Origin of the sequence: Oecophyllibacter saccharovorans (assembly GCF_006542375.1) — a bacterium.
GTDB classification, from domain to species: Bacteria; Pseudomonadota; Alphaproteobacteria; order Acetobacterales; family Acetobacteraceae; genus Oecophyllibacter; species Oecophyllibacter saccharovorans.
Genome location: NZ_CP038143.1, coordinates 1905195 through 1922802 on the forward strand (window position 1 = coordinate 1905195; position 17608 = coordinate 1922802).

A 17608-nucleotide genomic window follows, 5' to 3' on the forward strand; every position below is an offset into this window, starting at 1 on the left:
TGGAAAGGAGCGGTCAGGCCGCTGGGGTTTCAGCCACGTTTTCGGTCTGCTGCGTCCGCCACGCCTCAAGGCGCTGGTGAAGGGCGGGATCTGAAAGGGAGAGGATGGAGGCAGCCAGCAGACCGGCATTGATGGCACCTGCCTTGCCAATGGCCAGCGTGCCGACAGGCACCCCACCCGGCATCTGAACGATCGAGAGAAGACTGTCCTGGCCCTTGAGCACCCGGCTTTCCACCGGCACTCCCAGAACGGGCAGCGTGGTCCAGGCTGCACACATGCCGGGTAGGTGTGCAGCCCCCCCAGCCCCAGCAATGATCGTTTTCAGACCCCGCTCACGTGCCGTCCGGGCATATTCAGCCAGGCGGTCAGGGGTCCTGTGAGCTGATACAATGCGCGTCTCAAAGGGAATGCCGAGTTTTTTCAGGATATCACAGGCATGACGCATGGTTTCCCAGTCAGACTGGCTGCCCATGATCACGCCAACCTGCGCCGGTGCCGGCTCAGAAGGGGAAGGAGGGCGCTGTCCGTCCGGCATAGGGTGGCCGTTACTGCTCAGAATGGGCAGACAGGTTTTCACCAGCCGTCTGGCCCGGCACGAGCTGTCCTTCACGGGCCAGGCGTTCATTGGCTGCCGAGACGGCTGTATTGAGATCCATCTGCGTGCACAGGCCCAGAATGACGGGGTCACGCGGCTTGATGTTGGCGCTGTTCCAGTGCTGGCGCGTCCGGATCTTGGCAATCGTGTCTTTTGTAGTGCCCAGAAGGCGCACGATCTGCGCATCTGCCAGCTGGGGGAACTGGCGCAGCAGGAAGGCGATGGCATCAGGGCGATCATTGCGCTTGGCGACCGGCGTATAACGCGCACCTTTGGCGCGACGTGCCACGGGATTGGTCGCCGCTGTCTTTTTCAGACGCGCTGCCGGATCAGCTTCACAACGCTTGATCTCCGCTTCAGTGACCTGATTGTTTGCGATCGGGTCATAGCCATTGATGCCAGCTGCCACTTCACCATCGGCGATGGCCTGGACTTCCAGGGGATGCATCCCGCAGAATTCGGCGATCTGGGTGAAGGTCAGACCGGTCTTGTCGATCAGCCACACTGCAGTGGCCTTGGGCATCAGCGGAAGGGACATAACAGCAGGGTCTTTCGTAGCAGAACGAAGGGAAGAACGACGGTACGTCCTTCGGAAACCTTACCTTGGAAACGGTGCTTTCAGTAAGGTTGAAAAAGCAAAGGAAGATCAGGGACCAGCCGGATCACGCCGAAATCTACCCGCGCTCAGGGGGAAAAGCCGCCTAGCCGCCTGGAACAGACTTCAAACATGGGCAGGAGACTGCAGGAGGTCAAGGCGACGTGGGGGCCTGGAACCAGCAACTGGCTACATGAAGCGCAGACCTCAACTTCCGGCCGCTCAGGCGGAAAGACATGCCATCCGCCTGTCGAATCCTTTACTTCTTCTTGATATTACCGATGCCGCCAAAGCGCTTGTTGAACTTGGCAACCTGGCCGCCCGTATCCAGCATACGCTGCACGCCGGTCCAGGCCGGATGGGTTTTGGGATCGATGTCCAGACGCAGCGTGTCACCAGCCTTGCCGTAGCAGGAACGCGTCTTGTATTCGCTGCCATCAGCCATGATGACAGTGATTTCATGGTAGTCGGGGTGGATGCCGGATTTCATGTGTAGGTAACCTCAGAACGGATGCTCCGATACCGACCGGAGCGGAAAGCCGCCCTATAGCCAATTTCTGCCTGGGAGAAAACCCGTCTGGCCAAGAAAGAAACTATGTTCTTCCATATCCCTCAGTCCGGCCGGTGCCGAAATGATCTCCAAAATGATCCTTGTGAAGAAGGCTCGACCGCAAAGAGCGCGAAGCTTATATTTGCCGGACAGACCGTGTGGGAAGTTCTTATAAACCACGTCCTTTCCCGCCAGCGCTCCAACCTAGGGTGAAAATCTATATGGCTTCCCTCAAGAACTCCCATCTGAAAACGCCGCAATGGATTCAGGATTTCCGTAAATTCATCATGCGCGGCAATGTCGTTGACATGGCTGTGGGCGTGGTGGTCGGCGCGGCATTCACCGCCATCGTCAACAGCGCCGTCAAGGATATCCTGACCCCGCTTCTGGGTCTGCTAACAGGAGGGGTGGACTTCACCAACCTGTTTGTCACCCTGAAGGGCCCTGTTAAATCCACCTTGGCGGAAGCCCAGAAAGCCGGGGCGGTCACGCTGAATTTCGGCCTTTTTCTCAACGCCGTTCTGCAGTTCCTGATCATCGCTTTCTTCATTTTCTGGCTCGTCCGCATTCTTTCCCGCCTGATGCATGAGCAGAAACAGGACACGCCCCCAGCTCCCAGCCAGGAGGAAGTGCTTCTGACCCAGATCCGCGATCTGCTGGCAGCCAGGGAAGGGGTAAAGGAAGAAGCACCGAAATGAGCTTTTCCCTTTTCCGCACTTCTTTCAAAAGGCCTGCAGGTGCAGAGAGGAGAAGCCTTTCTGCACCTGCCTTCTGCCGGAAAGATGTGACTGCCTGCACCGCTCTATCCCCGGCCTGCAAGCTGCAGCAGAGAGTGCTTCGGGCGGGCGTGATCGGGACAATCGTCCTTTTCATGGGCGCTTCCATCGGCTGCACCACGGCCCAGGAGCGTGGGGAGGAGGGCATTCCGATGTCGCCCAACGCACGCGCTTATGCCTATTTCATCGTGAACGGCATGGTGCGTGGCTCCATGGTGTCAGGCTATCTGACCCACCAGGAATTACCGGCCCTTCTGCAGGCTGACCGTGAAGCGCGTGAAGCCATCGAACGCAATCTTCGCAATCCGTCCGAGAAATCCGATTTCCGGGCCGATCAGCTCCTGGCCCATTATATCGGCCTCATCCCCAAAGGGCCGGCTTCTCAGTAAAACCGGCTGATCTGAATATCCCCTGTCCGCCAAGCTCAGCTGGGATCAGTTCCGCTTTTCCACTTCAGGCCGGAGCCGCTTGCGCCCGAGCAGCAACAGAAGTGGCGCTGCGATGAAGATGGATGAGGACGTACCGACCACGATGCCGAACAGCATGACGGTCGCAAATCCGGTCAGCGTGCTGCCTCCGAACAGGGCCAGGGGAAGGGCGGCCAGAAAAACGGTTGATGACGTCGCCAGGGTTCGGTTCAGGGTCTCATTGATGGAAAGATTGAGAACTTCCGCCAAGGGCATCTTGCGGTATTTGCGCAGGTTTTCGCGGATCCGGTCATAGACGACGACCTTGTCATTGGTGGAATAGCCCAGGATCGTCAGAATGGCCGCGATCATGACAGCATCGAACTCGAAGCGCGTGATCACCAGAAAACCGATGGTCTTCGTCAGGTCCAGCACCAGGGTGATCACGGCGCTGAGGGCGAATTCGCGCTCGAAGCGGATCCAGATATAGATCATGATCATGGCCAGACTGAAGACCAGCGCCAGGATCCCGTTGCGCAGCAATTCCTTGGAGACCGAAGCGCCTACCGCATCCGCCTGCTCGATCTGCACCCCGGCAATGGAAGTGGTCACGACCTGGCGCAGGTAATCAATGGTCTGGTTGGTCTGCCCGGGCTGCTGGGGGCCGCGGGGCAGATTGATGGCAATCCGCAGGTCCTGCGGGGAGCCGAAAGTCTGCACGGAGGCCGTGTCAATATGGGCCTTGTCCAGAATGGCGCGGACTTCAGCGGGCGTTTCCGGGCGGGGCGTATGGATTTCCATGACCACACCGCCCCGGAAGTCCAGGCCCAGGTTGAGACCGGGATAGAAGAACAGGCAGATCGACAGCAGCGACAGCACGGCCGATGTCATCAGGCCGATCTTGCCCCCTTTCAGGAAGGGGATGTTGTGATCGTCGCGGGCGAAACGGAAAAGCGGGCGGGAAAGCATGGTGTCAGACCGGAAGTTTCTGGGGGCGGGTATGCGCATACCAGCGGATGATCAGCATCCGTGAGAGCACCAGGGTGGTAAAGAGCGTCGTGCCGATGCCGATCGTGATCGTCAGGGCAAAGTTCTTGACCGGCCCCGTGCCGAAGACAAAGAGCATGACATGCGCCAGAAAGGCAGTGGCATTGCTGTCTATGATCGTTCCGGTCGCCCGTTCGAACCCCGTCTGCAGGGCCTGCAGGGGCTTACGGCCCAACCTGACTTCTTCACGGATACGCTCATTGATGAGAATGTTGGCGTCCACGGCCATGCCGAGGGTCAGAAGTATGCCCGCCATGCCGGGCAGGGTGAGGGTGGCCTCAAACAGCGACAGCACGGCCAGGATCATGATCAGATTCACCAGCAGCGCGATATCGGCATAAAACCCGAACCGGCCGTAAAACAGCAGCATGAAGGTGACGACCAGCAGGAAACCTGTTCCCAGGCTCAGGAGACCGGCACGGATTGAGGCTTCACCCAGGCTCGGACCGATACTGCGCTGCTCGACGACCGTGAGAGGGGCAGGCAGGGCGCCGGCGCGCAGCAGAACAGCCAGGTCTGCTGCGGACTGGGCGCTGAAATTGCCGGAAATCTCACCCTGGCCAGCCGTGATGGGCGAGTTGATGACCGGATAGGTAATGACGCGCCCGTCCAGAACGATGGCAAAGGGTTTGCCGACATTGGCTGTGGTGATGCGGGCGAAATCTTCCGCCCCCTTGGTGTCGAACTTCAGGTGAACGGCCCATTTGCCGTCGCTCATTGTGGCATTCGCATCCGCCAGGTCCGCCCCGTCCACTTCCACCGGATCGAGCACAGCCAGTTTCCGTCCATCCTGCGTGGGAAGCATGGTCGCCCCCGGAACTTCCTGGGTCGGATTGGGCGCCAGGAGATGGAAGGTCATATGGGCGGTGGTGCCCAGAAGGGCCTTGATGCGTTCAGGATCGCTGATGCCCGGCAGCTCGACGATGATCCGGTCTTCACCCTGGCGGGCGATCGTTGGATCCAGAGCGCCGGTGCTGTCGATACGGCGGCGGACGATCTCGATAGACCTTGTGACCGCCTCACGGGCGCGGGCTACCAACGCCTCATGACGCAGGCGCACCACCACATGTCCTTCCGGGGAGATGGAAATGTCGAATTCATGGGAAACGTCCTGCGTCAGGGCGTTCAAGGTTTTGAGCACGCCCGCACGCTCGCTGGGGGCACGCAGGTCGAAGCTCACCTCAGCCGAAGCCGGATTGGCCTGCATGCCAACATAACCCAGACCCTCTGCCACCAGCGCCTGTCGGATCTGGTGTTCAAGCGATTGCAGGCGATCCTTTTCAAGCGCCTTGAGATCCACCTGCAGCAGCAGGAAAGAACCGCCGCGCAGATCCAGCCCCAGATGGACCTGATGCCAGGGCAGCCACCTTGGAAAAGGGTCCTTCATGAAGTTGGGAAGGCAGAGAAGAACGCTGAGCAGACAGAGCGCCATCACACCCAGCATTCTGAGACGACTGTAATACATCATGAGCAGGACAACATGGGGAAAGTGGAGACCCTCGGCAGGTGGCAGCAAAGGTTCTGGAGAAATAAGCGCCTGAACATGCCTTTTCCTCTCCTTGTATGCAACCTGCCCCGCGACATTGAAGACGCATTGAAGGCGACGGCTGAGCGCCCTAAGGTCTTGATCATCCGCCGTGTTATCCGCTGTGACCTTGTGAAGGAGCCGTCATGCCGTCTTCCCGCCCTGCCAGTGCTTTTCCCGGGCAGGACGCACCCCTGCAGGTCGGCATCGCAGGCGCAGGCTATTTCGGGCGGTTGCATGCCCTGAAAACCACCGCGCATGCCGGGCAGAACCTGGTCGGCGTTTTCGACCCCGATCACGGACGTGCAGCACAGATAGCCGCTGAAACAGGCAGTCGGGCTTTCGGCGCCTTTGCCAGGTTGCTGGAAAAAGTGGAAGCGGTCATCATCGCCGCCCCAGCCGAGCACCACTTCACCCTGGCGCGCCAAGCGCTTGAGGCTGGTCGGCATGTCCTGGTGGAAAAGCCGATTGCCGCCACTCTTGAGGAAGCCCGCTTTCTGGCCGCTCTGGCGCAGGAGAAAAAGCTGGTGCTGCAGGTAGGTCACCTGCTGCGTTACTCAGCTGAGCACCGCGCGATCACAGCCAGAATCACCCACCCCCTTTATATCGAGGCCACACGGATCGCTCCCTACAAGACCCGTGGCACGGACGTGTCGGTGATACTGGATCTGATGATCCATGACCTTGATCTCATCCTGGCCGTGGTGGACAGCCCGATCGCGGAAATAGATGCGCTGGGAGCGGCTGTCTCCAGTCCTTCCGAGGACATCGCCAATGCCCGCGTGCGCTTTGCCAATGGCTGCGTGGCCTCGCTTACCGCCAGCCGCATCTCGCTTAAGACGGAGCGCAAGATGCGGGTCTTCTCCCAGGAAGGCTACCTGTCAGCCGATTTCATGGCGCGCGAACTCGTCCATATCAATCGCCGCGAAGGAATCGTTCTGCCGGGCACAGGCGGCTTCAGGCGCAAGACCGTCCAGTGGGGTCCGCATGACAGCATCGCTGCCGAACACGATGCCTTCGTGGCCTCGTGCTGCAAAGGCGCGCCGGTCCTGGTCGATGCTCAGGCCGGTATCCGGGCGCTGGATGCGGCCTTGCGGGTCAGCGCCAGCATGGCCCAGGCGCGCGACACCATGAAGGCAGCCGGCCTGCTTCGCAGCCTGCCTGCCGATTGAACCCAGCTGCCTGGGTAAGAGAGGGGCCCCTGGGATCGCTCAGCCTTCCAGGCTTTCACGCAACGTCTCGAGTTCAAGCCATTTCTCCTCATGCTGGCCCAGCTCGGTCTCCAGCTTCTGCAGGAGCTCCGTAACCTTGGTGAAACGTGCCGGATCACGCCCGTAAAGTTCCGGGTCCTCAAGCGCCTTACGACAGACAGCCACATCCTTTTCAAGGGCTGCGATTTTTGCCGGCAATGATTCCAGAAGGAGGCGGTCGCGGTAGCTCATCCTGGCAGAGGTTTTTGAGGGAGTTCCGGCGGCAGGCTCCTGGGTATTTTTCGACCGTGAAACCGTCTGGCCGGTTCTCTGGCCAGCGCTGGCTGCCTGTGCGTCTGCCTGCTGATCACGCAGGCGGCACATGTCGGAATAACCTCCGGCATATTCCGTCCATTTCCCGTCTCCTTCAGCCACCAGGGTGGAAGTGGCCAGGCGGTCGAGAAAGTCACGGTCATGGCTGACCAGCAGCACCGTGCCCTGATAATCGGCAAGCAGTTCCTGCAGAAGATCCAGGGTTTCCAGGTCCAGATCATTCGTGGGTTCGTCAAGAACCAGAAGATTGGAGGGGCGCGCCAGCGCACGTGCCAGGGCCAGCCGCCCCCGCTCGCCGCCTGAAAGCTGGCTGACCGGCGTGCGGGCCTGTTCAGGGCGGAAGAGAAAGTCCTTCATATACCCGATGACATGGCGGGTCTCATTGCCGATCCGGACCATATCTCCATGACCGTCAGTCAGAATATCGGCAACCGTGCGCGCCCCTTCACGGGGATGACCCAGCAGGCTGCGGTGCTGATCCAGCGTGACCATCTGCAGGGAAGGGCTGAGCCGGACAGAGCCCTGCTGGGGCGCTATCTGGCCGGTAAGGAGGCGGAGCAGGGTGGTCTTGCCCACCCCGTTCGGTCCGCAGATGCCCAGGCGCTCCCCCCGGCACAGCTTGAGATCAAGCTGCCCGATCAGGGGTGGCTGATCCGCATTCCAGCGCCAGCCAAGCTGTTCCGCATCAATGAGAAGGCGGCTGGTATTGGCCGCTTCAGCGGCTTCCATTCTGAGGGTCCCGCGATTGCGGCTGGCAAGGTCACGTTTGCGGTCCCGCAAGCCCTGAAGCTCCGCGACACGGCGGACATTGCGCTTGCGGCGTGCCGTGACCCCGTAACGCATCCAGTCCTCTTCACGCGAGATCTGGCGGTCCAGCTTGTGGGCTGCCCGTTCCTCCAGTTCCAGCTGTTCGTCACGCCACGCCTCAAACCGTGAGAAATTCATCTCCACCCTGCGTGTGCGGCCCTGTTCAAGCCAGACCACAGATTCGCAGAGCGTCTCCAGAAAGCGCCGGTCATGGCTGATAAGCGCCATGGCAGCACCTGAAGCCAGAAGTTCACGCTCAAGCCAGGCAATGCAGTCGAGGTCCAGGTGATTGGTGGGCTCATCGAGAAGAAGCAGGTCAGGCTCACTGGCGAGTGCGCGGGCCAGGGCGGCACGACGGGCCTCACCGCCTGAAAGGTCCCCGCAACGTTCATCGCCCCTCAGGCCGAGTTCCTTCAACATGCCCCGCGCCCTGTAGGCGGCCGTCTCGCTCAGATCAGCCATGACGGAATCAAGAGCTGTTTCCCAGCGCGAGAGATCGGGTTCCTGCGGCAGGTAATGCACTTTCAGCCCGGGCTGCACAAAACGCGTCCCGCCATCACTCACCAACTCACCGGCGGCAAGACGGAGCAGGGTGGATTTTCCGCTTCCGTTCCGTCCCACCAGGCACAGGCGCTCGCCGGCACTGAGGGTCAGGTCAGCCTGCTCGAGAAGGGGCCGACCCCCCAGAGTATAGGACAGGTTCTGCAGATTGAGAATCGGGGCTGAGGATGAGGCTGCCATGGTGCCGATGTGGAAGGTCCATGCGGAGATGACAAGAGGAGGAGCTCAGCTGGCCGTGTAAGTTATGCCCAGGCAACAAGACCCAGCCCACAAGACCAAGACAATGCGTGGAGAAAATGCGTATAGAAGGCGGATGATAAAAGATGAGACGCGTGAAACTGCTGCCCCGAACCGGAAGAGCACCCCTGACCGCGGCCAGATAAAAGCCTGGCACCGCGCGCAGGGACGGGAAAACAGGCTGGCCATCGGGTGCAACATTCTTGCGGGCCTGGCAGATACATTGGCAATGCTCTGGCAGGGGTGGGAACTGGCCCTTTTTGTTGCAGCCCTTCTGAACCGTACGGCTGCAGACCATCTGGAAGCCCTGCTGGGATTCCTGGCAGCCAGTGTGCTGCGCATCTTTCTGGGCTGGCTGCAGGACAGAAGCACCGTGCACGGTGGCCAGCAGGCCAGGCGTCGCCTGCGCAGCAGCCTTCTGAAGCGTCTGCAGCAGGAAGGGCCGGCCCTGCTGCGCTGGCAGCACAGCGCCATGCTCGGAACCCTGCTGGGCGAACGGATTGAAGCTCTGGAGGGCTACTACACCCAATGGCGACCTGCCTCAGCCAGCTGGATTGTGGCCCAGGGGCTCATTCTGGCCGCGGTTATATGGGTCGCGCCACGGGCCGGACTTGTTCTGACGGGGTTCTGTCTGACCCTACCGGCTTTCCAGGCATTTTTCGGTATTGCAACCGCCCGGGCCTCACGGCGTGAATTCCTGGCCATGGCCAGGTTGCAGACGCGTTTTCTCGATCGCATGCAGGGCCTGGCAACCATCGTGCTGGCCGGCAGGATCGAAAGTGAAGCTCAGGTCATGGAACAGGCCATGACCTCCCTGCGCCGTCGTACGGTCAAGGTCCTCAGACTCGCCTTTCTGACCTCGGCTGCAACGGATTTTGCCATGGTCGGCGCACTGGTGACGATTGTTATCAGCGAAAGCCACGTGCTGATGCATCACCAGGATCTCTCCCGAACGTCAGCAGCGCTGTTTGCTGTTTTCATGGTTCCGGAAGCGTTCGGACCGGTGCGGCGGATGGCAGCCGCCTATCAGGATCGCGCCCGTGGCAAGGCCATGGCTGAAGCGGTGATAGAACTCGGCCCCCTTCCTCCACCCCCACCGCTGGTGGAAGAGGGGGCAGAATCCTCCCAGCTGCCGCTGCCGGAAGCCTGGGGCATCAGCGTGGATTTCAAAAATGTCAGTTACCGATGGGCAGAAGGGCAGCCGGAAGTTCTTGATGATGTCACCTTGCACGTGCAGCCAGGCGGAATCCTGATCATCGAAGGTACATCGGGGGTCGGCAAAACAACCCTTCTGGAGTTGCTGATCGGCTTCATCCAGCCACAGAGCGGAAAAATCCTGCTGGGCGGGGCCGATATCGCCCTGCTTTCGCCCACCTCCCTGACCGAGCTGATCGCCTGGATAGGCCAGAAACCGGTTCTGTTCTCGGGCTCTCTGGAGGAAAATATCCTGTTCGGCAATCCGCAGGCCACGCCCGAGACCCTGGCAGAGGCCCTGCAGGCTTCGGGCGTTGCAGCCTTTCTGGATCAGCTGCCGGCCGGACTGCAAACACGCGTTGGAGAGGGAGGTTACGGCCTGTCAGGAGGGCAGGCACAACGGGTTGCCATCGCCCGTGCATGGCTGAAGAACGCCCCGCTCCTGGTCCTTGACGAACCGACAGCCCATCTGGACGCAGAAGCGGAAGCCGGCATTGTGCAGGCGCTCGAAGCTCTGATGCACAGCCGGACAGTCGTGCTGGCCACCCATTCAACGGCTTTCAGGCAACTCTCGCACGCCCAGTGCATTTCCCTGCAACACGGAAAGGTCGTTTTTCTGCAGGACGGCAGCCGCTCGGGGACGGACCACAGAAAGGGAGCGCAGGCATGAAAGCGCTTTCAGAAATCCTGTTAACACTTCTGCAGGTCTGGCACCCCCAGAGAGGGCGCCTGCTTGCCGGGCTGGGGGTGGCACTGGGCGCGGCCCTGGCAGGCCTGCTCCTGATGAGCCAGGCCGGGCAGCGTCTGGGACAGGCAGTTCTGGCGACAGGGGGAGCTGGCGCTGGTTATCTTCTGCTGCGTTTCAGCGGGGTCGGCAGAATACTCCTGCGTTACTTCGAGCGATTGCTGAGCCATGATGCAATGTTCCGCGCGCTGGCTGATCTGCGTCTCTGGTTCTACAGGCGACTGGCTTTCGGCAGTGCGGCAGGGTTGGGTTTCCGGCGCTCAGGCGATCTCATGGCACGCCTGGTACAGGACGTGCAGACCCTGGACGGACTCTACCTGCGGGTCACTCTGCCGTTTGGCGTGGCTTACCTGACCTTTCCCGTGCTGGTCTGGTTCTGCTGGCAGGTCTCAGCGGCCTTGGTCTGTCTTGAAGCCGGGATCTTTCTGATCGTCGCAGCCGGGCTGCCTTTTCTGGCCGCCAGAATGACCTGGAAAAGCGAAGGGCAGCTGCTGCAGCTGATGGGCGCGCTGCAGGCTGATATTCTCGAGCTGACCGGGGGCCTGCGAGAAATCCGCATATTTGGCGGCGAAAAGAGGTTTAACGAACGTATAAAACAGCAGCAGGAGGAGCTTTATGCCCTTCAGGCCCGCCTGGCCCATCGGCTTTCCCTGATCCGGGCGCTGACCGCAGCGTTTGAAAGTGCGGGCATTGCCGGTGTGCTGCTCGCCGCTGCCGGACTGATGGACGGCCAACCGAACGGCATGCGCAGCATGACGGCGCTCTTCATCTGTCTGGCGCAGTTCGGGAGCATCCGTGCTCTCCCTCAGGCAGGCGCCGTCGTGGCACGCAGTCTGCAGGCGGCACGGCGCGTCGTGTCTGCAGCCGCCCAACCGAACGCGGTGCCGCCCGGCACGGTCAACACCCCGGCGCAGTATGATTTTCACTTTAAAAACGTCACCTTCGGATGGGTTGCAGGCCATCCGGTTCTGAAAGGGATCACCTTTCAGCTGCCTGAAGGAAGCAGGACCGCTCTGCTGGGAGCGAGCGGGGCTGGGAAGTCAACGGTGGCTGCGCTGAGCCTCAAAGTGGTCATGCCCTGGCAGGGTCAGGTGAAGCTGGGGGACGTGGCCCTTGACACCATAAGGGATGAAAGCCTGCGCCATGAAATCGGCTGGCTTTCCCAAAACACCCATCTTTTTGCCGATACCATCCGCAACAACCTTCTCCTGGGCCAGCAGGACATTGCCGACCGACAGCTCTGGGAAGCCCTGGAACAGGCACAGCTGGCCGAATTTGTCCGCGGCCTGCCGGATGGGCTTGAAACCTGGATCGGCGAGAACGGCTCCCGGCTCTCAGGCGGGCAGGGGCGGCGCCTGGCACTGGCACGGGTTCTGCTGGCGCGGGCCAGAATCCTGATTTTCGATGAGCCTACGAGCGGGCTGGATCCCGAGACCGCCCGCGCTTTTCTTCATACCCTGAACAACCTGCCCGCAAGGGACGGCCTTACCGGGCAACAGCCCCGGACGATCCTGCTGATCCTGCACGCCCTGACCGGTATTGAAGGGCTTGACCAGGTCCTGGAACTGACTGACGGTCATCTCAGCACGAGACCCTGCCAGAACCACGGCTCCGGAAAATCCACCCCCTAACCAGGTCCTGAGGGCAAGCCGGAATCTTTGAAAAACCGGGCGCGAAAGTCTCTTCAGGAAATACCTGCTATAGAATGCTGCAAGAATACGGCTCCTCTGTTGACCGCCCGAACAGGGCAGGGCAGTTAAGACCTGAAATCCACCGGGGGCTACGCATGCTGGTGCACACTGGTCCCCGCTTCATGTTGCAAGGAAGAAAACCCATGTCCCGCCTTTCAATCCTTCTCCGGCGTTTGTGCACGTTGACAGCTCTGCCAGTGGCAATTGCCGGCAGTCTGGCAGGCTGCACTAACGGGCCGGCGCGCAATGACTATGTCGTTTTCTTCCAACGTGATTCAGTCACCCTGGACCCGACAGACCTGGAAGTCATCCGGGAAGCGGCTGACGCAGCCCACCGCCGGGACATCCATCACCTCGTTGTTTCAGGCTCGGCCGGTCGGTACGGTGACCCGTATGTGCTGAAGGAACTGGCCGACACGCGCGCGAAAGCCGTGGCCACCATGCTCCAGCAGGACGGCATTCCTGCCCAGGACATCACCATGGGCGCTTTCGCCCCGACCCAGCTGGAAGCCTCCCGAGTGGCACTGCGTCGCGTCACCATCCAGCTCGATCCCCGCTGAGCCACTGCATATAGGGCTATGGGCAACGGGGGGCAGGTTCTCCTTTACCGTAAACCGGCATGAAGAACAGGTGATGACTGATCCAGTTGCCGCTTTTGCTGCGCCCACCCCGACGGCGCCCCTGAAGGTTCTGAAAGACGTTTTCGGCTTTGAGAACTTCCGGGGGCTGCAGGAAGATGTCATCTCCGCGCTCATGGCCGGCGAGGACGCCCTCGTTCTCATGCCGACGGGTGGCGGCAAGAGCCTCTGTTACCAGATTCCCGCTCTCTGCCGCGAAGGCATGGGGATTGTTGTTTCACCCCTTATCGCCCTGATGGACGATCAAGTGGCCGCTCTCAAGCAGTTGGGCGTTAAAGCGGCTGCCCTGCATTCGGAGCTGGAACTTCACGAAAAAGATCAGTTGTGGGATGACCTGCGCAATCGCAGGCTTGATCTCCTCTATATTTCTCCCGAACGCCTTCTGTCGCCTGGAACCCTGGATTTTCTGCGCCAGCACCGACCTTCTCTCATTGCCATTGATGAAGCACATTGCGTATCGGCCTGGGGGCATGAATTCCGGCCGGAATACCGCGCTCTTTCCTGTCTGAGCGACGCTTTCCCCGGTGTGCCGCGCATTGCCCTGACCGCCACGGCTGACCCCCGCACCCGAGACGATATCGTCGCCAGCCTGGCCATGCCCCAGGCACGGGTTTTCACCGCCAGTTTCCACCGCCCCAATCTTGTGCTGGAGGCCCGGCCGAAACTGTCAGAAAGTCGCCAGCTTCTGGAAGCGCTTGAGCGTTACCGCGGTGAGGGGGCAGCGATCGTCTATTGTGGCAGCCGTCGGCGCACGGAACGCCTGGCGGCCACATTGCGCGAAAAGGGCCAGACTGCTCTTGCTTTTCATGCAGGCCTCTCAGCTCTGGAAAAACGTGCCGTCCTGCACCGTTTCAGGTCAGGCGAGCCCATGACAGTGGTCGCCACGATCGCTTTTGGAATGGGGATCGACCGGCCTGATGTGCGGCTGGTGGTGCATGTGGACATGCCTGCTTCTCCTGAGGCGTATTACCAGCAGATCGGTCGCGCCGGGCGCGATGGTGAAACAGCCCATACCCTGCTGCTCTATGGGGGAGAGGACATGGCGCGCGCGCGCTACTGGCTGGAGCAGTCACAGGCGCCGGAAAGCGAAAAACGGGTCATGCAGGGGCGGCTGGAAAACATGATTGCTCTGAGTGAAACCACAGGCTGTCGCACGGAAGCCATCCTGGAATGTTTCGGTGAAAAACTGCCGGAAAAATGCGGCCATTGCGACAATTGCCGCCACCCGGTGCTGACATTTGACGGACGCGTGGCCGCCCAGAAAGTCCTTTCAGCCGTATACCGGACAGGTGAACGCTTCGGCGCTGTGGTCGTCACCAATGTCCTGCGCGGCAAAAAGAATGAAATGATAGAGCGCCATGCCCTCGATAAACTGTCTGTTTTCGGAATTGGCGCCGATCACGGAGAAAACTGGTGGCGCACGGTCATCCGCCAGCTGATCGCACGCGGGGCCCTGAAAATGCATGGTGATTATGGCGCCCTGGGCCTTGACCGGACAACAGCACGCCCCTTGCTGCAGGGACAGATGCCTTTGCCTCTGCGGGAAGACGTGCATTCGGCTCTTCGTTCAAAAGGTTTCCGGGCAAAAGAAGGCGTGTCCCGGGAAGGAGAGGGGATAATCCTTTCGGCTGCAGAAGAGGAACGGTTCCAGCGCCTGAAACAGTGGCGATTGGCAGAAGCGCGGGAGCAGGAAATTCCGCCCTATGTCATCTTTCATGATGCTGTTCTGAAAGATGTTGCCCGCCTTGTACCGACGGACCTGCAAGCCTTGGGCTCAATCAAGGGGGTCGGGAGCAGCAAGCTCGAACGTTATGGAAAAGCTGTTCTGACCGTCCTGACTGAAGCTTCAGCGGCGCGTCCCCAAAGCTGAGCACGCCGCCAGCGCTCTGACTGACGTTCTCCCAGACGACCGGAAAATATTATTGCGTTTTGGAACTGGCAGGAGCCGGGGCAGAGGAAGCTTCTGCTGCAAGCCTGAAACTGGCTGTGACATCCGGCCGGCCCCGGAAATGAAAGATGAAAGGCACTTCAGCACCGCTCCTGAGATCTTTGCGGTAGCCGTAGCAGAGCAGGTGATAGCCTTCATGAGGGAAAACCAGCGTCGCCTGATGGGGAATGGCGAGATGATGGAAGATGTCCAGGCTGGGGTCCCCCGTCTCCTGGGCTTCCTGATTGCTGTGATTGACCGTGACCTGCTGGCAGAAAGGTGAGGTGATCCCTTCAAGCAGCTGATCTGTCATGCCGTTGTTCTGAAGAACGAAAAAACCCGCCAGCCTGTCACCCGGAGTCCCGGCCGGATGCGGATAACGCGGCGGCTGCAGAACGCCGTCGCGGATCACGATCTCCGGTGCTGCCGCCGCCTGAGCAGGGCTGCTGCCCGTCCCGATCAAGGCCAGCCCGATCCCAAGGCTCCCAAAAAAGACCTGGCTGAAAAGACGTGTGGAAGAGGACATATTCGCTCCTGAGGAGAGACGCTGTCTGGCAAGGCTGGCAAAAACAGCCATTCGAGCGCCTGGGGGACATTCCGCAAACGGGATTTTTTCGATAGACTTGCCGCCTGGAGCGGTCAAGCCGTGACACCTGGGCGGCCCTCTCTTCTCATCTTTCTTGCAGGATGTCCGGAACAGCATAATGCATTGTCCTTTTTGCGGTCATCACGAAACGCAGGTCAAAGATAGCCGTTCCAGCGAAGATGGCGCGGCGATCAGAAGGCGGCGTGGCTGCTGTGGGTGCGGTCAGCGGTTCACGACTGTGGAACGCATTCAGCTGCGTGAGCTGACAGTCATCAAGAACGATGGGCGGAAGATTCCCTTTGACCGCGAGAAACTGGTTCAGTCCCTCCGGACGGCGCTCAGAAAAAGACCGGTTGACGAAGTCAGGCAGGAACTCCTGGTAAACGGGCTGGTCCGCCAGCTTGAAGCCTCGGGCGAGCAGGAAATTTCGTCGCAGCGCATCGGAGAATTGGCTATGGATGCATTGCGCGAAGTAGACGGTGTGGCTTATGTCCGGTTCGCGAGCGTTTACCGGGATTTCAGAGAGGTGGAAGCCTTCTCGAAGATTCTCTCTGACATGAATTGTCCACCTTCTTCCGAACTCGGGAAAGACGGACCTTAGGAGCTATTTTATGACATCGTCCACGATCCCGTCTTCTCCAAAAGAAACTTCAGCGCCTGGAAAGACCCCCAAGGATATGCCCGGAAATGAAAAGAAGGATCCCGGCGCGCGCAGCCGTACCATTGCCCGTGTGGCAGCAGTACAGGCACTCTTTCAGTGTGAGCAAAGCGGGCAGAATGCTGAAACGGTGCTGAGGGAATTCACCCACCATCGCCGCATTGCTCCCAACTCGCACTTTGATGAAGGGGATATCCCGCAGGCAGATCTGAAGCTGCTGGAAGAAGTGGTACATGTCGCAACGCGGGAACAGGAGGAGAATGACCGCCTGCTCTCCAGCCTTCTGCCCGAAGCCTGGCCACTGGAACGCCTTGACCCGGTGCTGCGCGCTCTGCTTCGGGCAGCCATTGCCGAATTGAGAAGCGGACGGCCACCGCAAGTTGTCATCAACGAATACATGGACGTCGCTCACGGCTTCTTCAGTGGGGAAGAACCCAAAATGGTCAATGGCATTCTTGATGCTGCCCGCAGGAAGCTTGCCGCTTCCTGAAAATCCCTGGGACTGCTGCGCGCAAAACCCATAGGAAGAGGGGCTAGAAGATCATGGGAGAATTCGATTTTATCGGTCGCCATTTCCGCCCCCTTTCGGGTGAAGGGGCTTATGATCTTCGCAATGACGGCGCCATCCTACGCCCGGCAAGCGGACATGAACTGGTCGTCTCAAGCGACACAATGGTGGAAAACCGACATTTTCTTCCCGGTGATCCCCCTGAAACGGTCGGGCAGAAACTGCTGCGCTGCAATCTTTCAGACCTCGCGGCCATGGGGGCAAAGCCGGTCGGCTATACGCTGAATGTCACGCTGGACCCGCAAGGCCCATACGGGGAGAAATGGTTCTCGGAATTCGCACGGGGCCTGCAGAAGGACCAGTCCCTGTATGGGCTGAGTCTGCTGGGCGGCGATACGACCAGCACCACAGGTCCCCTGGTGCTCAGCATGACGGTTTTCGGAGAAGTGCCGGTCGGTCAGGCTCTGCGCCGTGACAGGGCTCAGCCTGGGGATGAGGTGTGGGTTACAGGGCAGCTGGGCAATGGGGCTCTTGGCCTGCAGGTTCGCACGGGAAAGCTGAATGACCCAAGCGGGGAGCTGGTACGCGCCTATCAGCTGCCGACCCCACGACTGGGCTTGGATCTGTTCGGGATCGTCACCACGGCCATGGATATTTCTGATGGTGTTATTCAGGATGCCGGCCATATTGCTGAAGAATCAGGCGTCAAACTCGTTCTGGATGAGCGACGTTTCCCCTACAGCCCGGCTGGGCAGGCGGCAGGGGAAGCCTGGCATGAGACGCGTCTGCTGGGGGGAGATGATTACGAGCTTCTCATGACCGTTCCGCCCCACCGGATTTCTGCACTGAAAAAAATCTGTGCTGCTCAGGGAATTCCCGTCACTTCCATTGGAAAAGTAGAGCAGGGCACAGGGGTTGATGTGCTGGGCACAGACGGCTTTCCCCTGAAACTGACACGCACAGGTTGGCAGCATTTTTAAGTCTTTGACTGCCTGATTGTAATAAATCAGGTCATCTCAACAGGTAATTCTTATCCCC

Annotated in this window: 17 protein-coding genes; 10 read left to right on the top strand and 7 right to left on the bottom strand. The window is 60.0% G+C overall.

The window, feature by feature from the left end; translation table 11 throughout:
• Positions 1 to 13 precede the first annotated feature (13 nt).
• The 3 genes from purE to rpmE form a co-directional block, all read right to left on the bottom strand.
• Positions 14 to 535, bottom strand: a complete 522-nt coding sequence (purE, locus tag E3E11_RS08260; protein WP_141451966.1) for a 5-(carboxyamino)imidazole ribonucleotide mutase — start codon at positions 533 to 535, stop codon at positions 14 to 16.
• 10 nt (positions 536 to 545) lie between these two features.
• Positions 546 to 1133, bottom strand: coding sequence for a DUF1013 domain-containing protein (locus E3E11_RS08265; RefSeq protein ID WP_141451967.1), 588 nt, complete (start codon positions 1131 to 1133; stop codon positions 546 to 548).
• Between the two features lie 316 nt (positions 1134 to 1449).
• Positions 1450 to 1680 carry a 50S ribosomal protein L31 gene (gene rpmE / locus E3E11_RS08270; protein WP_141451968.1) on the bottom strand — a complete coding sequence of 77 codons (231 nt, stop codon included), beginning with the start codon at positions 1678 to 1680 and terminating at the stop codon, positions 1450 to 1452.
• A gap of 281 nt (positions 1681 to 1961) precedes the next feature.
• Here rpmE and mscL point away from each other — a divergent pair, with 281 nt between their 5' ends.
• Positions 1962 to 2438, top strand: a complete 477-nt coding sequence (gene mscL / locus E3E11_RS08275) for a large conductance mechanosensitive channel protein MscL (RefSeq protein ID WP_141451969.1) — start codon at positions 1962 to 1964, stop codon at positions 2436 to 2438.
• An 86-nt stretch (positions 2439 to 2524) separates the two neighbouring features.
• Positions 2525 to 2905 carry a hypothetical protein gene (locus E3E11_RS08280; protein ID WP_141451970.1) on the top strand — a complete coding sequence of 127 codons (381 nt, stop codon included), beginning with the start codon at positions 2525 to 2527 and terminating at the stop codon, positions 2903 to 2905.
• A gap of 45 nt (positions 2906 to 2950) precedes the next feature.
• Here E3E11_RS08280 and secF read toward each other — a convergent pair whose 3' ends face one another.
• On the bottom strand, positions 2951 to 3892 hold the full coding sequence (secF, locus tag E3E11_RS08285) for a protein translocase subunit SecF (protein ID WP_141451971.1): 942 nt from the start codon (positions 3890 to 3892) through the stop codon (positions 2951 to 2953).
• A gap of 4 nt (positions 3893 to 3896) precedes the next feature.
• Positions 3897 to 5438, bottom strand: a complete 1542-nt coding sequence (secD, locus tag E3E11_RS08290; RefSeq protein ID WP_456306579.1) for a protein translocase subunit SecD — start codon at positions 5436 to 5438, stop codon at positions 3897 to 3899.
• Positions 5439 to 5641: 203 nt separating this feature from the next.
• On the opposite strand from secD, the gene E3E11_RS08295 reads away from it, so the two are divergent.
• Complete coding sequence (locus tag E3E11_RS08295; protein WP_141451972.1) at positions 5642 to 6667, top strand: Gfo/Idh/MocA family protein; 1026 nt, start codon at positions 5642 to 5644, stop codon at positions 6665 to 6667.
• A gap of 39 nt (positions 6668 to 6706) precedes the next feature.
• Here E3E11_RS08295 and E3E11_RS08300 read toward each other — a convergent pair whose 3' ends face one another.
• Positions 6707 to 8566: an ABC-F family ATP-binding cassette domain-containing protein gene (locus E3E11_RS08300; protein ID WP_141451973.1), complete on the bottom strand. Its 1860-nt coding sequence runs from the start codon at positions 8564 to 8566 to the stop codon at positions 6707 to 6709.
• A gap of 133 nt (positions 8567 to 8699) precedes the next feature.
• On the opposite strand from E3E11_RS08300, the gene E3E11_RS08305 reads away from it, so the two are divergent.
• From E3E11_RS08305 to recQ, 4 genes are all read left to right on the top strand, one after another.
• Positions 8700 to 10487, top strand: coding sequence for an ABC transporter ATP-binding protein/permease (locus E3E11_RS08305; RefSeq protein ID WP_141451974.1), 1788 nt, complete (start codon positions 8700 to 8702; stop codon positions 10485 to 10487).
• The gene (gene cydC / locus E3E11_RS08310; RefSeq protein WP_141451975.1) at positions 10484 to 12193 is read left to right on the top strand and encodes a thiol reductant ABC exporter subunit CydC; all 1710 of its coding nucleotides are present in this window, start codon (positions 10484 to 10486) and stop codon (positions 12191 to 12193) included. The genes E3E11_RS08305 and cydC overlap by 4 nt, the downstream gene beginning before the upstream one ends.
• Positions 12194 to 12396: 203 nt before the next feature.
• The gene (locus E3E11_RS08315; RefSeq protein WP_141451976.1) at positions 12397 to 12813 is read left to right on the top strand and encodes an OmpA family protein; all 417 of its coding nucleotides are present in this window, start codon (positions 12397 to 12399) and stop codon (positions 12811 to 12813) included.
• Between the two features lie 73 nt (positions 12814 to 12886).
• Positions 12887 to 14761: a DNA helicase RecQ gene (gene recQ / locus E3E11_RS08320; protein ID WP_141451977.1), complete on the top strand. Its 1875-nt coding sequence runs from the start codon at positions 12887 to 12889 to the stop codon at positions 14759 to 14761.
• A gap of 49 nt (positions 14762 to 14810) precedes the next feature.
• Here recQ and E3E11_RS08325 read toward each other — a convergent pair whose 3' ends face one another.
• Positions 14811 to 15344 (bottom strand): copper chaperone PCu(A)C, encoded by a 534-nt coding sequence (locus E3E11_RS08325; protein ID WP_168189233.1) that lies wholly within the window; start codon positions 15342 to 15344, stop codon positions 14811 to 14813.
• A 178-nt stretch (positions 15345 to 15522) separates the two neighbouring features.
• On the opposite strand from E3E11_RS08325, the gene nrdR reads away from it, so the two are divergent.
• The 3 genes from nrdR to thiL are packed head-to-tail and all read left to right on the top strand — an operon-like array spanning position 15523 to position 17550.
• Positions 15523 to 16005 carry a transcriptional regulator NrdR gene (gene nrdR, locus E3E11_RS08330; protein ID WP_141451979.1) on the top strand — a complete coding sequence of 161 codons (483 nt, stop codon included), beginning with the start codon at positions 15523 to 15525 and terminating at the stop codon, positions 16003 to 16005.
• A gap of 10 nt (positions 16006 to 16015) precedes the next feature.
• Positions 16016 to 16552 (top strand): transcription antitermination factor NusB, encoded by a 537-nt coding sequence (nusB, locus tag E3E11_RS08335; protein WP_407938677.1) that lies wholly within the window; start codon positions 16016 to 16018, stop codon positions 16550 to 16552.
• A gap of 53 nt (positions 16553 to 16605) precedes the next feature.
• A complete protein-coding gene (gene thiL, locus E3E11_RS08340) occupies positions 16606 to 17550 on the top strand; it encodes a thiamine-phosphate kinase (RefSeq protein WP_231118911.1) in 945 nt (314 codons plus the stop codon).
• The last annotated feature ends 58 nt before the right edge of the window (positions 17551 to 17608 follow it).

What these genes read in the sequence shown, in the direction of transcription:
- purE (WP_141451966.1), bottom strand. Translation starts at nt 535, where the DNA reads ATGCCGGACGGACAGCGCCCTCCTTCCCCTTCTGAGCCGGCACCGGCG.
- E3E11_RS08265 (WP_141451967.1), bottom strand. Translation starts at nt 1,133, where the DNA reads ATGTCCCTTCCGCTGATGCCCAAGGCCACTGCAGTGTGGCTGATCGAC.
- rpmE (WP_141451968.1), bottom strand. Translation starts at nt 1,680, where the DNA reads ATGAAATCCGGCATCCACCCCGACTACCATGAAATCACTGTCATCATG.
- mscL (WP_141451969.1), top strand. Translation starts at nt 1,962, where the DNA reads ATGGCTTCCCTCAAGAACTCCCATCTGAAAACGCCGCAATGGATTCAG.
- secF (WP_141451971.1), bottom strand. Translation starts at nt 3,892, where the DNA reads ATGCTTTCCCGCCCGCTTTTCCGTTTCGCCCGCGACGATCACAACATC.
- secD (WP_456306579.1), bottom strand. Translation starts at nt 5,438, where the DNA reads ATGATGTATTACAGTCGTCTCAGAATGCTGGGTGTGATGGCGCTCTGT.
- E3E11_RS08295 (WP_141451972.1), top strand. Translation starts at nt 5,642, where the DNA reads ATGCCGTCTTCCCGCCCTGCCAGTGCTTTTCCCGGGCAGGACGCACCC.
- E3E11_RS08300 (WP_141451973.1), bottom strand. Translation starts at nt 8,566, where the DNA reads ATGGCAGCCTCATCCTCAGCCCCGATTCTCAATCTGCAGAACCTGTCC.
- E3E11_RS08305 (WP_141451974.1), top strand. Translation starts at nt 8,700, where the DNA reads ATGATAAAAGATGAGACGCGTGAAACTGCTGCCCCGAACCGGAAGAGC.
- cydC (WP_141451975.1), top strand. Translation starts at nt 10,484, where the DNA reads ATGAAAGCGCTTTCAGAAATCCTGTTAACACTTCTGCAGGTCTGGCAC.
- E3E11_RS08315 (WP_141451976.1), top strand. Translation starts at nt 12,397, where the DNA reads ATGTCCCGCCTTTCAATCCTTCTCCGGCGTTTGTGCACGTTGACAGCT.
- recQ (WP_141451977.1), top strand. Translation starts at nt 12,887, where the DNA reads ATGACTGATCCAGTTGCCGCTTTTGCTGCGCCCACCCCGACGGCGCCC.
- E3E11_RS08325 (WP_168189233.1), bottom strand. Translation starts at nt 15,344, where the DNA reads ATGTCCTCTTCCACACGTCTTTTCAGCCAGGTCTTTTTTGGGAGCCTT.
- nrdR (WP_141451979.1), top strand. Translation starts at nt 15,523, where the DNA reads ATGCATTGTCCTTTTTGCGGTCATCACGAAACGCAGGTCAAAGATAGC.
- nusB (WP_407938677.1), top strand. Translation starts at nt 16,016, where the DNA reads ATGACATCGTCCACGATCCCGTCTTCTCCAAAAGAAACTTCAGCGCCT.
- thiL (WP_231118911.1), top strand. Translation starts at nt 16,606, where the DNA reads ATGGGAGAATTCGATTTTATCGGTCGCCATTTCCGCCCCCTTTCGGGT.